This window comes from Saccharibacillus sp. CPCC 101409 (genome assembly GCF_030518235.1).
Classification (GTDB): Bacteria; Bacillota; Bacilli; order Paenibacillales; family Paenibacillaceae; genus Saccharibacillus.
On the sequence record NZ_JAULSA010000009.1, the window covers coordinates 113,290 to 130,139 of the forward strand.

Below are 16,850 nucleotides of genomic sequence, written 5' to 3' on the forward strand. Positions count from 1 at the left end.
TCGAATGATTTGAAGAAAGAGCGGCGTTCGGTTCAAACCAATTGTGCCTGCGGCGTTATTTTCCGGCTTCAAGCATTCGCGGCAGTTCGTCGAGCAGCCATTCGAGCGTGTACGCGTCGCTGGTCGCTTTGAGGATATCGATGCGGTAGACGTGTCCGGCCTGCACGGCGGGCAGCTTTTTCCAGATATCCGTTTTCAGCAGCGCTTCGGTCGATTCCTGCGCTTCGTCGGCGACGGCGTTCAGGATAAAAATGCGGTCGGCGGCATATTCGTCGAGCACCTCGGGCGAGATCTCCACGAAGCCCGTGCCTTCGTCGAGGATTGTCCGGATCGCGGGCGGGGCGGTAAAGCCGCCTTTCTGGTACAGTGCCTGCGGCAGTCCCGAATTGGCCATCACGAACAGCCGGTTGCCGGGATAGAACGTAAATACGGCGGCCGTTTCGTCCGCGCCGACGCCCTGTGCGCGCAGGTTGTCCCACATCTTCGCGGCGGAAGCTTCATACTGCGCCAGCCACTGCTTGGCTTCGCCGCGTTTGTTCAGGATCACGCCGAGCTCCTGCATCCGCTCTTCGAGCGGCGCGAACGTATCGAACAGAATCACCGGCGCGACTTTGGACAGCGTGGCGAATTCTTTTTCGTCGGGATTCGCCGTGATAATCAGGTCCGGCGCCAGCGTGAGCGATTTCTCCGGGTCCGGCGGCGTGCCGACATCCTGGATATCCGGCACTTCGCCGCTGAATATGCGTCCGGCAAGATATTCGGTCGCGGTGCCGACCGGAGCGACGCCGAGTTCGAGCAGGTCGCCGAGCGTCTCGCCGTAATAGATAATGCGCTGCGGATGCGCGGGAATGTCGACCGTGTGCCCCATGTAATCGGTATAGCTTACGCTGCCGCCCGGCTGGGTCTCCTCCGTATCCGGCCCGCCGGAATCGGCAGCCGCGGCTTCGGCGGATTCGGCTTGTGAACCGGCAGCCGGGGCGTCCGAGGCGCTTTTGCCGCCGACGTCCGAGGTTGTCGCGTCGGACGAGCAGCCGACGGCCGCCGCCAGCAGCGACGCCGTCAACAGGCCCGCTCCCCATTTGAAAAGACTGCTGTAAATCATGACTTTTTCCCCCTGTACGATTATGTATTTGATTGAGAACCATTATCATGAATAACAGCATAAAAGAAACGCCGCTTCCGCTCAATGCACAAACCTGCGAAGCGCGGCGGGATTTTTGTGCAAAGTCCGATTCGGCGGCGGAGACACCGGCGGAGGAAACACGGGCTTCGGAAACGGAGAACGCGCTCATATCCTGTTTTGAGGCCGGGCAGAGGAGGCGGGCCATGCAGCAAACTTGCCGCTCGCGGATTTGGAGATTGCCGATTCGGCACTTACAATAGAAAGGAAGAACCGGAGAATGAAAAACAGTACCCGAAAGGAGTTCCGATCCATCATGCCTATTTTCGATCCGCAGCGGCTGGACAACAAGCTTCTGTACAAACTCATGACCGGCACGATCGTGCCGAGACCGGTCGCGTGGGTGACTTCGTTTGCGAGCGGGCACGGAATCGTCAACGCCGCTCCGTTCAGCTATTTCAACATGGTCAGCTCCGATCCGCCGCTGCTGGCGGTTTCGGTCGCGCGCAGGGCGGATGGGGAGATGAAAGATACGGCCCGCAACGTGACGGATACCGGCGAGCTGGTCGTACAGATTTGCGACGAGACGCTGGTCGAAGCCATGAACCGGACAGCGGCCGCTCTGCCGCCCGGCGAAAGCGAACTGGCCTTGACGAACCTGAGCCTGACAGGCAGCGAAGCGGTCTCGGTGCCGGGCATCAAGGAAGCCAAAGTGCGGTTCGAATGCAGGCTGGAATCCCATCTGCCGATCAAAGCCGACGACGGGCGCGTCACGCACGACCTGCTGCTGGCGCGCGTCCTGCGCATCGTACTCGACGAATCGGTCTACGACGAGGAACGCCAGTACATCGATACCGAAGCGCTGCGTCCGGTCGGCCGCCTGGCCGGCAGCGAATACGCCGGGCTGGGCCGCGTGTTCCGCGTCGAACGTCCGGTTCAGCCGGGCGGCGGGACGTAGACGGGACCGGGCCGTCGAAGCGGACCGCAAGCTCCGCGTCAAGCCGCGCCGGCGCCTTCCGGCCGGGTCGACGTGCGAGCGTCGGGTTCGCGCGCCCGATTCGCCCCGCGCTCGAACGTCCCCGTTCGCCGGCCGGAAGCGGGCGGGGGCGCTTTCCGCCTCCCGCGACGAAAAATCCGCTTCAACCGCCGCGGGAGCGGGATCGAAGCGGATTTTTTACCGGAAACCTATTCGTTACATAACGCCGTGCGTTACAGGATCGGGGACAGCAGGCGGGTGAACGATTCGAGCAGTTTGCGCAGCGCCGGCCGCAGCTTGTAGTCGTCGACCGTCAGCACCTCGCTGTCTTCCATGTCCGCGCGGAACAGTCTTTCCAGCTCGCCGGCTTTCTCCGAATCGTACAGGATCGCGTTGACTTCGAAGTTCAGCTTGTAGCTGCGGATATCCATATTGGCCGTGCCGACCGAGGCGAGACGCCCGTCGACGACCATCGTTTTGGCGTGCAAAAAGCCTTTCTTGTACAGATAGCAGTTGACGCCGAGATCGAGCAGTTCGCCCAGATACGAATACGAGGCCCAGTACACCATTTTGTGGTCGGGGACTTTCGGGATCATCAGATGCACCTCGACGCCGGACAGGATCGCCATCTTGAGCGCGGTCATCATGCTCTCGTCGGGGATAAAATACGGCGTCTGGATCATGATCGTTTCGCGCGCTTCGTCCATCATTTTGATATAGGCGAGCTTGATCGTTTCGCGGCTCTGGTCCGGACCGCTGGATACGATCTGCGCGCCGACTTTGCCCGGAAACGGATGGCTGACGGACAGGAACAGATTCTCCGGCAGCTTCTGGCGCACCGAAAGACTCCAGTCGTGCAGGAAAATGGCGTGCATCTGAATCAGCGCGGTGCCTTCGATCCGCAGATGCGTATCGCGCCAGTAGCCGAACTTTTTGACTTCGCCGAGATATTCGTCCCCGACGTTGAATCCGCCGATATAGCCGCACGAGCCGTCGATGATGACCAGCTTGCGGTGGTTGCGATAGTTCATTTTGAAGTTGATAAACGGAATTCGCGACGGGAAAAAAGGAGCCGCCAGACCGCCCGCTTCGCGGAAATCGTGCAGAAAGCGCCGGCCGATCTTTTTGCTGCCCCAGGCGTCGTAGAGCACGCGCACTTCCAGACCCTGTTTGGCTTTCTCGGTGAGCGCGTCGATCAGCCGGCGGCCCAGGCCGTCGTTCTGCCAGATATAATACTGAACGTGGATATAATGCTCGGCCCGCTCGATATCTTTGAGCAGCGCGTCGAATTTCTCCGTGCCGTCCGCGTAAACGGTGACGGCGTTGTCCTGCGTGTACAGCGAATAATCGCCGACCATGTTCATATGCAGCAGCTCGCGGTAGCGCGCCGTGCGGGGATCGTTAAACTCCAGTTCGCCGCTTAACAGCTGCTGGCGCTGCACGGAAATGCCGGGAAGAAGAATTTTTTCTTGTTCTTTGAACTGGTAACGTTTGGTTTTACTGAGATTTTGTCCAAGAAAGAGATAGAGGACGAATCCGACGATGGGCAAAAAGAACAGCACCATGAGCCAGGCCCAGGTAACGCCGATATCGCGCCGTTCGAGAAATACGACGGCCAGTGCCAGGAGCAGGTTCAATACGATCACGAACCAGGGGGCGTGGGTAAGCGAGAATACTTCCAATTGCTGCGACCTCCGCTTTCGAATAAGAATTAAGTCCGGTTGAAGCCTGTATGCAAGACCGTCGGACGATAACCGGTTTGCTTATATCTCGTACTTTACCGGATTGTGAGCAATAAGTGAACAATGCGGCGGAGCCGCGGCGGATAAAAGACAAAAAAGGGCCGAATGTAGCCCGAACGGGTCATACCTGTCCCGCTTTTTTTGTTTAAAATTTAATGGAGAGCCTGAAGGCGGAAGCAGGGAAGGCGGGCAAAGCTATGAATACCATGAGTTATGCGCAGATCAAACGGCTGATCTTATTTCTGCCGACGGTAGTCGTCGGCCTGTGGGAATATGTGCGGCATCAGCTGTTGATGCCCGTATTGTCGATGGAAGCGGGCAATTGGCTGACGCCGGTGCTGGTGTTTCTCGTCAGCATCACGCTGCTGCGCCGGCTGTTCGCGATGCTGGAGCGGACCCGGCGGGAGCTGGAAGAAGCCCGGACCGTCAAAGCCAATCTCGAAGCGCGCGAAGAACTGGCGCGGGAGCTGCACGACGGCATCGCTCAGTCGCTGTTTCTATTATCGGTCAAGTTGGACCGGATGGAAAGCGGAATGGAAGAAAATGGCATGCGCGAGCAGTTGGGCGCGGTGCGCCGGACGGTGCGCGAAGTGGACCGTTACGTTCGCCAGGCGCTGGCGAACCTGAAGCGGCCGGCGGCGGGAATCGCTGCGCCGGCCGGCGCCGGCCGGGCGGGAATGCCGCCGGGCCGCGCGGACAAGGCGCGGGGAATCGGAGCGGATAGCGGCGGAAGCGCGGCGGAGCCGGCCGCGCGGCGGGGGTTCGCCGCGGGAACGGCGGCGGAAGAATCGATGGCCGCGCGCGTCGGGCGGCTGGCCGGGGAAGCGATGATCGACGTAAATGTCGATTGGAGCCTGGAAGACGGCGCGCTCGGCAGCCGCGAGAAAGCGGAGCTGCTGGCGTGCGTCCGCGAAGCGGTGATCAATGTGCGCAAGCATGCGCACGCGGAAGTGACCGGGCGGGGCGGAGCGGACGGATGGACGGTCGAGATCGCGGACGACGGCCGCGGCTTCGACGCCGATCCGCTGGCGGCGCCCGGCCGCTACGGGCTCAAGATCATGGCCGACCGGGCGGCGGACATGGGCTGGAGCTTCGGCCTGGAATCGAAGCCGGGCCGCACGGTCGTCCGAATCGGCAAACAGCCGTCCGGAAGAGGCGAGAACGGCGCTTCGGCCGAAGCAAAGAGCGGGCGGGAAGCCGCCGCTCAAGGAGGCGAAGAGCGATGAACCGCTGCCGCGTACTGGTCGTGGACGACCATAAACATGCGCAGGAAGCCGTATGCGAGATCCTGTCGCTCGATCCGCTGTTCGAAGTGATCGGCGTCGTTTCGGGCGGCGCGGAAGCGATCGCGTTTACCGAACAATGGATGCCCGACCTGATCCTGATGGATATCCGCATGAACGGAATGGACGGGCTGGAGACGACCGGCCGGATCAAGATCGCGTATCCCTACGTCAAGATCGTGATGATTACCGTTTCCGACGATATCGCGTATCTGCTGGAAGCGTTGAAGCAGGGGGCGCAGGGCTATCTGCTCAAGAATCTGGCGCCTTCCACCTGGATCGAATATCTTCGCGCGATCGTAAGCGAAGAAGCGCCGCTGAGCCGCGAGCTGGCTTTTCAGATTCTCAAAGAATTCTCCGCGCCCGCCGCCGAAACGGAAGCCGAAGCGCTGACGGCGCGCGAGCGGGAAATTCTGCGCCAGGTTGCTTCCGGCCTTACCAACCGGGAAGCGGCCGAGAATCTCGGCATTTCCGAACATACGGTCAAGAACCATCTCAAAAACATCCTGCAAAAGCTGCAGCTGCAAAACCGCGTTCAGCTGACCCGCTACGCGATGGAGCGCGGCTGGGTCGGCAAAGGCGGTTTCGGCGACAGCGAACGCAAATAAGCGCAAAGAAAGGAAGAGACCATGCCCTTAAGACCCTCTTTTATACGCAGCAAATGTCTGCCGGTGCTGCTGGCAATCCTGACGGCCGCGGCGCTGCTGCTGCCCGGGACCGCTTCCGCGCACGCGACGCTGGTTTCGTCGAATCCGGCGGACCAGGCATCGGCCGCCGAGATGCCGCAGACAATCGAACTGACCTACAACGAACCGATTCAGGGCGAGTTTTTGTCGATCGAGGTCACGAATACGTCCGGCGACAAGATGCCGGTCGGCGAAGCCGCCGTGTCGCCGGACGATTCCCACGTGGTGCAGGCGCCGACGGAAGGCGAATTTCCGGACGGCGTGTATACGCTGAACTGGCGCGTCGTCTCGGCGGACGGACACCCGATCCGGGGCACGCTCCGGTTCGGGATCGGCGCGGAAGGCGCGCTGACCGACGCGGGCGTCGCCGGAGGCGAAGCCGATTATACGCCGGGAGCCGATACGGTGGCGCAGCGGGCGCTGCTCTACACGTCCTTCTCGCTGATCGCGGGCAGCATGCTGTTCCTGGCGTTTCTGCTGCCGGCGGAGCTGCGCGGGAACAGGAAGATCGCGCGCCCGGCACGGATCTGGTTCTGGGTCGCGCTGGCGGCGGCGCTGCTGATCGTCCTGATCGGGCTGCCGCTGCAGGCCAAAGTATTCGCGGATGTGCCGTGGAGCGAAGCGTTCGGCAAAGAAATCCTGCGCCAGACGCTGCAGGGCACGTCGTCGGGAAAAATGTTCCTGATGCAAATTCTGCTGATCCTATTAATCGGCGGCGCGGTCGTCGTTAACGACCTGATGGACTGGGGCAAGAGGGGCGGACACTGGACGATCGCGATTATCGGTTTCGTACTGCTGCTCGTGACCAAAGCGGTGACCGGCCATGCGGCGGGCAGCGAGCACGTTTTCTTGCAGGTGATGGCGGATACGCTGCATCTGCTCGGCGCTTCGGTCTGGGTCGGCGGTCTGCTGATGCTGCTGCTGGCGCTGCCGGCCGCGGCGGGCGGCGGTCCTCCGTTCTGGAAAACGGCGTTTCGCCGCTTCGCGCCCTGGGCGCTGGCTTCGGTGGCGGCGCTCATTGTCAGCGGCGTCATCATGAGCGCGGCGCATGTGCCGTCGTGGGCCGATCTTTTTACCAGCCGGTACGGTCTGCTGATCGTCGCCAAAGCTGCGCTGCTGCTGGTTATGGGCGCGCTGGGCGCGGTGCATTTCCGCCGCGCGCGCCGGGAATCCACGCGGCGCGGCACGCTGTCGCTGGCGGCGGAACTTGCCGCGGGCGTCGTCGTGCTCGCGCTGGCGGGCCTGCTGACCAATGTGCCGACGCCGCAGCCCGCGGCGGCCGCGCCGAGCGCGTTCTCGGCTTCGCAGCCGGCGGAAGGCCTGGACAACGTCAATATCGCGCTGGACGTTCGTCCGCTGCAGGTCGGCCAGTCGACGTTTGCCGTGCGGTTTACGGACGGGGAGGGCGCGCCGCTGGACGATTGGCAGCAGGTCACGCTGCGCATCGCGCCGCAGGCCGCGCCAGGCGATGCGACCGAGGTCCAGACCGAACGCGGCGAAGATGGCGGTTATACGGCGTCGGGTCTGTATTTCGGCAGTCCGGGCGTATGGAATGTGCAGGTGCACGGCCTGTCGGAAAGTTTCGAGCAGGCGGATCGGCTGTTCGAGATGGAAGTGAAATAGCGCATGACTCGGTTCGAACTATACTTTAACCAAAGGCGGGATCTATCCAAATGAAGCAGACGACAACGAATTCCACACACGCAGTAAATACCGCGGGCGCTCCGCGCCAGAGTCTCAACCGGACCTGGAAAAAACTGCTGGCGCTTGCCGCTCCGGCATCCGCGGCTATGCTGATGTTCGCGGCAATAGCCAGCGCGCACGTTTCCGTGCTGCCCAAAGAATCGGGCACGGGCGCCTGGGAAACGTATACGATGAAAGTGCCGGTCGAAAAAGACGTGAACACCAACAAAGTCGTCCTGAAAATTCCGCAGGGCGCGGAATTCCAGCAGTACGAGCCGGTACCGGGCTGGAAAACGACCGTGGACGAAAAAACCGGAACCGTGACCTGGGAAGCCGAAGGCGACGGTATCGCCGCCGGCGAATTCCAGCGCTTCGCGTTCGTTGTCAAAAATCCGGCCGAAGCCGGAGAACTCGCCTGGGACGCGTTCCAATATTACACGGACGGCAGCATCGTGGAATGGACCGGCGACGAGAATGCGGATACGCCGCACGCGATCACGACGATCGGGGCGGCCGCCGGCGAAGAAGCCGCCAACGCGCATGGGCAAACCGCAGCGGCCGGAACCGATCCGGCGGCCGATAACGAAGCTTCGGACGAAGCCGTATCCGATCCCGCCGCCGCTCCGGCGGACGGGGCCGAAAGCGGCGCGGACACCGAAAGCTCGGATGCTTCGGGCGGCGCGGGCGATACGCAAGGCGAAACGGTCAGCGATCCCGCGACCGTTCCGGCCGACGAAGCTTCGTCGGAGACTTCCGGACCGAACAATTCGGCGCTGCTCTACGTTACGCTGGCGCTGTCTATTGTCGCAATCGGACTTTCGGCGTTCGCCCTGGTTTCCCGCAAACGCAAATAAGCGAAGCGGGCGAAGCGGTATTTTCTTCTCGAAGCAAACCGCTTATCGCTTGAACAAGCCGTTTACGGATATGAGGCCACTCAACCGGAAGCGGCTTGTTTGCGTCTATACATGGACAGTTTCTTATATATCATGTTATATTGGTATATAAGACAAGCAGGAAACGGCGGGAGGGATAGACCTTTGAAAGATATGGCATCTTCGATTCCGATGTACGAAAGAATCTTCAACGAGACGAAAAGACTGATCGAAACGCAAGTATACCGCGAGGGCGAAAAGGTTCCGTCCGAGAAAGAACTGGCCGACGAATACGGAGTCAGCCGCATCACCAGCAAGAAAGCGCTGGACCTGCTGGCCGCGGAAGGCGTAATCGTCCGCATGCCGGGCAAAGGCTCGTTCGTCGCGACGGAAAAAGACCGGCTGCCGGAAGAAGCGGGCGCAGGAATCTCTTCCGCCCCCGGGCTTTCCCCGCGGCAGCCGGCCGCCAAAAGCGAAAAAATGATCGGCTTGATCCTGACCGATTTCTCCGCCAGCTACGGCACGAGACTGCTGTACAGCCTGGAGGAATTCACGCGCAAGAACGATTGTTTCCTTGTGCTGCGCCGCACGCTGGGCGATCAGGGAAGCGAGGAAGCGGCGATCCAGAAAATGCGCAGCCTCGGCGTGGACGGGCTGATCGTATTCCCGGCGCAGGGCGAATATTTCAACGCCGAAATTCTCAAGCTGGTCATCGCGCGTTTTCCGCTGGTGCTGATCGACCGCAAACTCAAAGGCGTCGCCGCGGCTTCGATCAGCACGGACAATACGCATGCCGCCGTAAGGGCGGCGGGTCATTTGTTCGATCTGGGGCACCGGCATATCTCGCTGCTGTCCCCGCCTCCGCGCGATACGACCGCGATCGAAGAGCGGATCGAAGGCTTTGTAAGCGCGCATGCCGACCGCGGCATCGCCGCCGACCGCGAGCTGTGGATCAGCGACGTCACGGCGACGCTCCCGGACGCGTTTTCCGAAAACAATATCGAGCGCGAGATCGCCCGGATCATGGAGCATCTGCGGCGGCACCCGGAAATCACCGCCTTTTTCGCCATCGAATACTATATCGCGCTGCTCGCGAAAGAAGCGGCGGAGCGGATCGGTCTGCGCGTGCCGGAAGATCTGTCCGTTATTTGTTTCGACAGCCCGACGCTTAATGTCGGCGAAGGTTATCTGTTTACGCATATGCGGCAGAGCGAAGAAGAGATGGGCCGGCTTGCGATCGAAACGGTCCTGGGCATCCTGAACGGCGATATGCCGGCGACGGATTCCAGACTGCCCGCGGAGCTGGTTGCCGGAGCGTCGACGGCGCAGGCGCCCAAACGGAAATCTTAGACTGCGCCCTGCCAACCCCGCGCTCCCGCACGTTGGCGGTCCGGATTTGCGGCCGCGTCCCGGACTTGCTGAACATCGGTCTCTGCAGGTCCTGTCCGCCCGAATATTCGTATACGCAGTATCGGTATCTTCAAAGTCCGGTTTCCCTTCGCGGAAACCGGACTTTTTAATATGTTGTGACTCTTTTCTCATATCAATTGTATGGCGGTTAATAAAATAATATATTGACATGTTGTATGTATGCCAATATACTCCTTATTGAGAGCGTTTACATAAAGAAAGGGGTGCCGATATGCAATCGACGACCAAACTTCCGGAAGCGTTGGAAAGTCTGGCGCAGCGGGTGCGCAGCAGCCAGCCGCCCGATGTGGCCAAGCGATTCGAGAACGGTTTGGCGAATACCTGGAACACGACGTTGAAGACTCTGGAGGACGGAACGACCTTTGTGATCACAGGCGATATTCCCGCCATGTGGCTGAGAGACTCGGCGGCGCAGGTGCGGCCGTTCCTGACCGCAAGCGACAATAAAGAAGTGGGGGACCTGATCGAAGGCGTGGTGCGCAGGCAGTTCGATTACGTGCTGCTCGATCCTTACGCCAACGCGTTTAACGAGCAAGGCAGCGGCCGCGGCCACCAGGGCGACCTGACCGATACCGGCCCGTGGATCTGGGAACGCAAATACGAGATCGATTCGCTGTGCTACCCGATCCAGCTGTCCTATCTGCTGTGGAAGAACTCCGGCCGGACGACGCAGTTCGACGAGAATTTCCGCCGGGGCGTCCGGCTTATTATCGAAACGTGGACAACCGAACAGCATCACGAACAGAAGTCACCGTACCGTTTCCAGCGGACGACCGGAGCGCCGACCGATACGCTGATACGCGGCGGACTCGGTTCCGAAACCGCCCATACCGGCATGACCTGGTCGGGCTTCCGCCCGAGCGACGATGCCTGTACTTACGGGTATCTGGTGCCGTCGAATATGTTTGCGGTCGTGGCGCTGCGCGGCGCGGCGGAGATCGCGCGCGATATTCTGTCCGACGCCGAGCTGGAACGGCGGGCGCTGGAACTGGCGGACGAACTCGAAGCGGGAATCGAAGCGCACGGGACGGTGCTTCACGACGAGCTCGGAAAGATCTACGCGTACGAAGTCGACGGGCTCGGCTCCGCCAATCTGATGGACGACGCCAATGTGCCGAGCCTGCTGGCGATTCCTTATCTCGGCTACCGGCCGGCGGAAGATCCGGTTTACGCAGCGACGCGGGAATTTATCCTCAGTCCGCGCAATCCGTACTTTTACTCGGGCGCGGCGGCGGAAGGAATAGGCAGTCCGCATACGCCGGAATCCTATATCTGGCCGATCGCGCTGGCGATGCAGGGCATGACGGCGCAAAGCGAAGAAGAACGTGCCCGGATGCTCCGGCTGCTGATGAACACCGACGCCGGCACGGGTTATATGCACGAAGGGTTCCACGTCGACCGGCCGGAGGAGTTTACCCGGCCGTGGTTCTCCTGGGCCAACATGATGTTCTGCGAACTGGTGCTGATGGACAGCGGAATCGTCGTCAAGAAATAGCGGCTCCCCAAACGGCGGCCGCGTTAAAGGAAAGAACCGATATCGACAAGGAGGCGGAAAAGGATGAAAAAAGCGTGGATGATGGGGATGGCCGCGGTGCTGGTGCTGGCGATGCTGGCAGGGTGCGGAGGCGGCGGCAGCGGAGCTTCCGGCGGCAAAACGGCGGACGGCAAAACGGTGCTGACGCTGTGGGGCGACTGGGGCGGCGACGGACAGGCGCAGATCCAGACGATGCTCGACGCGTTCAACAAATCGCAGGACAAGATTCAAGTCAAGTATGCGGTCCAACAGGACGTGATCACCAAGTTCCTGACTTCGGCGACCAACGGCCAGACGCCGGATATCGTATTCTGGGACCGCTGGCGCACCGCGCTTTACGCGCCGAAGAACGTGCTGCATTCGGTGGACGAGTATATCGAGCGGGACGGATTGAACCGCGAAGATTTTTATTCCGAAGCGCTCAAAGAATTGACCTACCAGGATAAACTGTACGGACTGCCGCTCACTGTCGATACCCGTGCGCTTTTCTACAACAAAAAGATGCTTGCGGAAGCCGGAATGGAGCCGCCCAAGACGTGGGACGATCTCGAAACGGCAGCCAAAGCCATGACCAAATGGAACGGAAACAAGCTGACGACGGCCGGTATGTCGCTCGGCGATCCGGGACTGTTCAGCATGTATATCCAGCAGGCCGGCGGCAGTATGCTGACCGAAGACAACAAAGTCAACGTCAACACGGACGCGGGCAAAGAAGTGCTGAATTTCTGGGGACGCCTGATGAACGAGGACAAAGTGTATAAAGTCGGCTTCGAAGAAGGACTGGGCGAAGGCGCAGACGCTTTCGTAACCGGCAAAGTGGCGATGCTGTACACGGGACCTTGGATGCTGAGCACTTACGACAAATACGGCAAAGATCTGGAATACGGCATCGTGCCTCCGGTAACGGGACCGAACGGCGACAAAGGCGGCAACATGGGCGGATTCGGCCTCGTTATTCCGCAGGGCTCGAAGCATCCGGACGAAGCCTGGGAATTCATCAAGTGGTGGACGGCGAACAAAGACAATGCGCTGCTCTGGGCCAAAACGAGCCAGAATATTCCGGGTTTCCGTCCGGCGGTCGAAGATCCGTACTTCTCGGAAGACGAGCGCTGGAAGCCGTTCCTGGAAGCGCTGGAATTCGCGAAAGTGCGCCCGACCCATCCGGGTTACTCCGTCATGGAGGAAAACGCGCTGATCCCGAACCTGGAGCTGTTCCTGCAAAACAAACAAAGCGTGGACGACACGCTGCAAAAAGCGCAGACCGAAGGCGATAAGCAGCTGGCGGAAAACGCGACCGTGCAGTAAACCGCCGGAACGACAGCAAACCGAAGCTGCGCGAACGCAGATCAAACGGCAATCGTAAAGCGGATATTCCCGCCGGCCCGGCCGGCGGGAATCGGCGTTACGGGAAAGGGGTATGCATATGATTTCAGCCGGAAATTTGGAGAAAAGGCGCTCCGCGGCCGCGGCCAGACTCGGCAAGCACCAGGCCCGGATGGGGTATCTGTTTGTTCTGCCCACCATGCTGCTGTTCCTGATCTTTATGGTAATTCCGGTCGGGATGGCGCTGTATTTGAGCTTTACCAATTATGACGTGCTCAGCAAAAACGACTGGGTGGGATTGGAGAATTACACCCGTTTGTTAAACGACAATCTCTATTGGAAAACGTTCGTCAACGTCGGTTTCTACGCCGTCGTGTTCGTACCGTTCAATCTGATCATTTCGCTGCTGCTGGCGGTACTGCTGAACCGCGCCGCGCGCGGCGTCAAGATCCTGCGCACGTTCTACTACCTGCCGACGCTGACCTCGGCGGTCGCCGCCGCCACCGTCTGGCTCTGGATGCTCCATCCCGAGTACGGCCTGGTCAACGGCATCCTGTCGATGTTCGGCATCGTCGGCCCGGCCTGGACCTCGCAGACCGAAACGGCGATGGTATCGATTATTCTGATGACGCTCTGGCAGTCGGTCGGTTCGAATATGATTATTTACCTGGCGGGCCTGCAGGGAATTCCGGATTATCTGTACGAATCGGCGCGTCTCGACGGCGCTTCGAAATTCGACTGCCTGCGCTACATCACCTGGCCGCAGCTTCGTCCGACCACGTTCCTCGTCAGCACCATGGCGATTATCGGGGCGCTGCAGCTGTTCGACCAGGCGTTCGTGCTGACGCAGGGCGGACCGGCCAATGCGACCAAGACGCCGGTTTACCTGATCTATCAGCAGGGCTTCAATCAGCTCCAGATGGGCTATGCTTCCGCCCAGGCCTTCGTGCTGGCGATCGCGATTCTGATCTTCTCGCTGATCAGCATGCGGATCAACAAATCCGAGGAACCGATACTCTAACGGTTTGTTTCACCGAATATAGCAGGTTTTCGTTCGCATGATGGAGGAGGATAATTCATGAGCACAATGACGACAAAGGGAGGACCGCCGCAGACGGGCCGCTCGCTCAGTCCGGCGGCGCGCCGCCGGCTGGGCGGGGCCGCTTTCTACGCGGTCGGCATCCTGATCGCGATCGTGATGTTCCTGCCGTTTTACTGGAGCGTGATGACGTCGTTCAAGCCGGACGAAGACATGTTCGCCATGCCGATCCGCTGGATTCCGACTTCTTTGACGCTCGAACATTACCGCAAAGCGTTTACGACGGTTCCGTTCGGGCTGTATTTCTGGAACTCGTTCTTCCTGGCGGCGACGGGCGTCGTGCTGAACTTGTTCTTCGGCTCGCTCAGCGGCTATGCGTTCGCCAAGCTGAAATTCAAAGGCAACTCCGCCATGTTCCGGGTGCTGCTGGCGGCGATGATGGTGCCCGGCATCGTGACGATGATTCCGAGCGTTTACGTGCTGCGCCATTTCCCGCTGATGGGCGGCAACGACCTGCTGGGCAGCGGCGGCATGGGGCTGATGAACTCGTTCTGGGGCATTATCCTGCCCGGCGCTTCGGGCACGTTCGCCGTATTCTTTATGCGGCAGTTCTTCCTGACGCTGCCGTCGGACATGATGGAGATGGCGCGGATCGAAGGCTGCGGCGAATTCCGCATCTTCTGGAATATCTATCTGCCGCTGACCAAGCCCGCGCTGGCCACGCTCGGCATCTTCACGTTCCAGGCCGGGTGGAACAGCTTCCTGTGGCCGATGATCGTGCTGAACGATCCGAACAAAGCGACGATCCAGATGGGCTTGCAGGCGTTCTCGTTCAACTTCCAGACCGACTACGGGCCGATGATGGCCGGCGCGCTGGTGGCGATCCTGCCGATCCTGGTCCTGTTCCTGGCGCTCCAGCGTTACTTTATCCAGGGCATCGCGTTCAGCGGAATCAAAGGCTGACTTTTTATTCGTAAAACAGAGAGGAGCGGGATCATGCCGACGATTTCGACGAGTTGGTCCAAAACCGCCGACGAAGCGCAGCGGGTATTGGAAGAAAGGTTCTGGAACGAAGAGATTTCGATGTACGATATCGAAACGCCCTGCCCGGACGGAGCCTGCAATACGATTTTTCATTACTGGTGGATGGCGCATGCGGCCGACGCGCTGATCGACGGCTATCTGCGCACGGGCGATTCCTTCTATAAGAAACGCCTCGCCAGGCTGTACGACGGGCTGCTGGCGCGCAACGGCGGAGCCTGGCCGAACGAGCTGTACGACGATATGGAATGGATGGCGCTGGCCTGGCTGCGCGCCTACGAAGCGACGGGCGAAGACCGCTACAAGCAGGCTTCGCTGGAACTGTGGACCGATATCCAAACGGGCTGGAACAATGCGATGGGCGGCGGCATCGCCTGGCACAAAGAGCAGCCCGGCTACAAGAATACGCCGGCCAACGCGCCGGCCGTCATTCTGGCCGCGCGGCTGCACCGCGCTTTCGGCGCCCCGGCCGACCTGGACTGGGCGATCAAGATCTACGAATGGCAGCGCAGCCGCCTGGTCGATCCGCAAAGCGGCTTTGTCTGGGACGGCATGAACCGTCTCGGCGACGGCCGGATCGATTACGATTGGCAGTTTACCTACTGCCAGGGCGTGTTCGTCGGGGCGGCGGCCGAATTGTACCGCTGCACCGGCGACGCGGCGTACCTGGGCGACGCCGCGCGCACCCTCAAGGCCGCGCGCGAGGAACTCGCGGGCGCGGACGGCATTCTGCCGGCGGAAGGCGGAGGGGACGCCGGCTTGTTCAAAGGCATCCTCGCCCGGTACGCGGCGGATGCGGCGGGGCTTGCGGCCGGCGCGCAGGCCGCGGACGCCGAAGCGGCGTTTGCCGGCTTCGACGCAGCCGGCTGGCTGCTGCGCAACGCGGAAGCGCTGTGGACGCGCGGCAGAGCGAAAGATTCGGCGCTGTTCGGCCCCGACTGGCGGAGCGCGCCGGAGGAGCCGGTCGTGCAGCTGAGCACGCAGCTCAGCGGCGTGATGCTGCTGGAATGCGCCGCGCGGATGGAAAGCGGCGGCCGGCCCGAGCGCGCCACGAACGCGCCTTCCGGCGGGGAGACGCCGGCGGAGAAAGCCGACTATGTTCAGGAAGCGCTGCACCGCAACTATCGCAATGCGGAAACGGGCATCCTGAACCAGTGGTTCCCGCGCGAATACAAAGCGGAGAACGAAAACTTCTATTACTGGTGGCAGGCGCACGTGATCGACGTGCTGGTCGACGGACTGGAGCGCACGGGCGACGAAACCTATGCCGCCCAGCTCGAAGAACTGACCCGGAGTTTGCGCGCTTACAACGGCGGGACGTTCCTGCACAATTATTACGACGATATGGAATGGACGGCGCTGGCGCTGCTGCGCGCTTACGACGCCACCGGGCGGGAAGAGTACCGGCAGGCGGCGCTCGAACTTTGGACCGATATCCAAACGGCCTGGAACGATCACTGCGGCGGAGGCATGGCGTGGAAAAAAGACCAGCCGGATTACAAAAACACGCCGGCCAACGCGCCCGCCGCGATTCTGGCGGCGAGGCTGTACCGGGCGTTCGGAGACGAGCGGGATCTGGAATGGGCGAAGCTGATCTACGAGTGGAACCGCGCCAATCTGGTCGATCCGCGGAGCGGCTTCGTCTGGGACGGCATGAATCGTCTGGGCGACGGACAGATCGATTACGACTGGAAATTTACGTACTGCCAGGGCGTATTCCTCGGCGCGGGCGTCGAGCTTTACCGCTGCACCGGCGAATCGCATTATCTGCACGAAGCCAAACGGACCGCCGCCGCCTGCATCGACCAGCTGTGTCATCCGCAGACGCTGCTGCTTCCGGACGAAGGCATCGACGACACGGGACTGTTCAAAGGCATTCTGGTGCGTTACCTGCTTCTGCTGCTGGAAGAAGCGCCGGAAGAATCGCGCGTGCGCGACGTTCTGCTGCGCAACGCGGAGATTCTGTGGGAGCGCGGGCTCGATCGCGATACCGGCCTGTGCGCGCCGGGCTGGGACCGGCAGCCGGAGCCGCCCGTCCAGCTCAGCGTGCAGCTCAGCGGCGTGATGCTGCTGGAAGCCGCGGCTAAGCTTCGCTGACGGACGCGGACTTCGCGCCTGCG

General features: G+C 61.0%; 13 protein-coding genes. 11 read left to right on the top strand and 2 right to left on the bottom strand.

What is annotated here, in order from left to right:
- Positions 1 to 55: 55 nt before the first annotated feature.
- On the bottom strand, positions 56 to 1,102 hold the full coding sequence (locus tag QWJ34_RS18500) for an ABC transporter substrate-binding protein (RefSeq protein ID WP_302730120.1): 1,047 nt from the start codon (positions 1,100 to 1,102) through the stop codon (positions 56 to 58).
- A 334-nt stretch (positions 1,103 to 1,436) separates the two neighbouring features.
- Between QWJ34_RS18500 and QWJ34_RS18505 the strand changes: the two genes are divergently transcribed.
- Positions 1,437 to 2,078 carry a flavin reductase family protein gene (locus QWJ34_RS18505; RefSeq protein ID WP_302730129.1) on the top strand — a complete coding sequence of 214 codons (642 nt, stop codon included), beginning with the start codon at positions 1,437 to 1,439 and terminating at the stop codon, positions 2,076 to 2,078.
- Between the two features lie 251 nt (positions 2,079 to 2,329).
- On the opposite strand, the gene cls is transcribed toward QWJ34_RS18505, so the two are convergent.
- A complete protein-coding gene (gene cls, locus QWJ34_RS18510) occupies positions 2,330 to 3,778 on the bottom strand; it encodes a cardiolipin synthase (RefSeq protein ID WP_302730132.1) in 1,449 nt (482 codons plus the stop codon).
- 257 nt (positions 3,779 to 4,035) lie between these two features.
- On the opposite strand from cls, the gene QWJ34_RS18515 reads away from it, so the two are divergent.
- From QWJ34_RS18515 to QWJ34_RS27130, 10 genes are all read left to right on the top strand, one after another.
- Positions 4,036 to 5,064 (top strand): sensor histidine kinase, encoded by a 1,029-nt coding sequence (locus tag QWJ34_RS18515; RefSeq protein ID WP_302730134.1) that lies wholly within the window; start codon positions 4,036 to 4,038, stop codon positions 5,062 to 5,064.
- Positions 5,061 to 5,729 carry a response regulator gene (locus QWJ34_RS18520; protein ID WP_302730136.1) on the top strand — a complete coding sequence of 223 codons (669 nt, stop codon included), beginning with the start codon at positions 5,061 to 5,063 and terminating at the stop codon, positions 5,727 to 5,729. The genes QWJ34_RS18515 and QWJ34_RS18520 overlap by 4 nt, the downstream gene beginning before the upstream one ends.
- 21 nt (positions 5,730 to 5,750) lie before the next feature.
- A complete protein-coding gene (locus tag QWJ34_RS18525; RefSeq protein ID WP_302730138.1) occupies positions 5,751 to 7,430 on the top strand; it encodes a copper resistance protein CopC in 1,680 nt (559 codons plus the stop codon).
- A gap of 50 nt (positions 7,431 to 7,480) precedes the next feature.
- Positions 7,481 to 8,344, top strand: coding sequence for a DUF1775 domain-containing protein (locus QWJ34_RS27165; protein ID WP_483314289.1), 864 nt, complete (start codon positions 7,481 to 7,483; stop codon positions 8,342 to 8,344).
- Between the two features lie 183 nt (positions 8,345 to 8,527).
- Entirely contained in the window at positions 8,528 to 9,712 is a 1,185-nt protein-coding gene (locus QWJ34_RS18535; protein WP_302730140.1) for a GntR family transcriptional regulator, read from the top strand.
- Between the two features lie 292 nt (positions 9,713 to 10,004).
- Positions 10,005 to 11,288 (top strand): glycoside hydrolase family 125 protein, encoded by a 1,284-nt coding sequence (locus QWJ34_RS18540; protein WP_302730142.1) that lies wholly within the window; start codon positions 10,005 to 10,007, stop codon positions 11,286 to 11,288.
- Positions 11,289 to 11,351: 63 nt separating this feature from the next.
- Positions 11,352 to 12,632: an ABC transporter substrate-binding protein gene (locus tag QWJ34_RS18545; protein ID WP_302730144.1), complete on the top strand. Its 1,281-nt coding sequence runs from the start codon at positions 11,352 to 11,354 to the stop codon at positions 12,630 to 12,632.
- 118 nt (positions 12,633 to 12,750) lie between these two features.
- Positions 12,751 to 13,671 (top strand): carbohydrate ABC transporter permease, encoded by a 921-nt coding sequence (locus tag QWJ34_RS18550; protein ID WP_302730146.1) that lies wholly within the window; start codon positions 12,751 to 12,753, stop codon positions 13,669 to 13,671.
- 66 nt (positions 13,672 to 13,737) lie between these two features.
- On the top strand, positions 13,738 to 14,652 hold the full coding sequence (locus QWJ34_RS18555; protein ID WP_302730251.1) for a carbohydrate ABC transporter permease: 915 nt from the start codon (positions 13,738 to 13,740) through the stop codon (positions 14,650 to 14,652).
- 33 nt (positions 14,653 to 14,685) lie between these two features.
- Positions 14,686 to 16,827, top strand: a complete 2,142-nt coding sequence (locus tag QWJ34_RS27130; RefSeq protein ID WP_368046849.1) for a glycoside hydrolase family 76 protein — start codon at positions 14,686 to 14,688, stop codon at positions 16,825 to 16,827.
- Positions 16,828 to 16,850 lie beyond the last annotated feature (23 nt).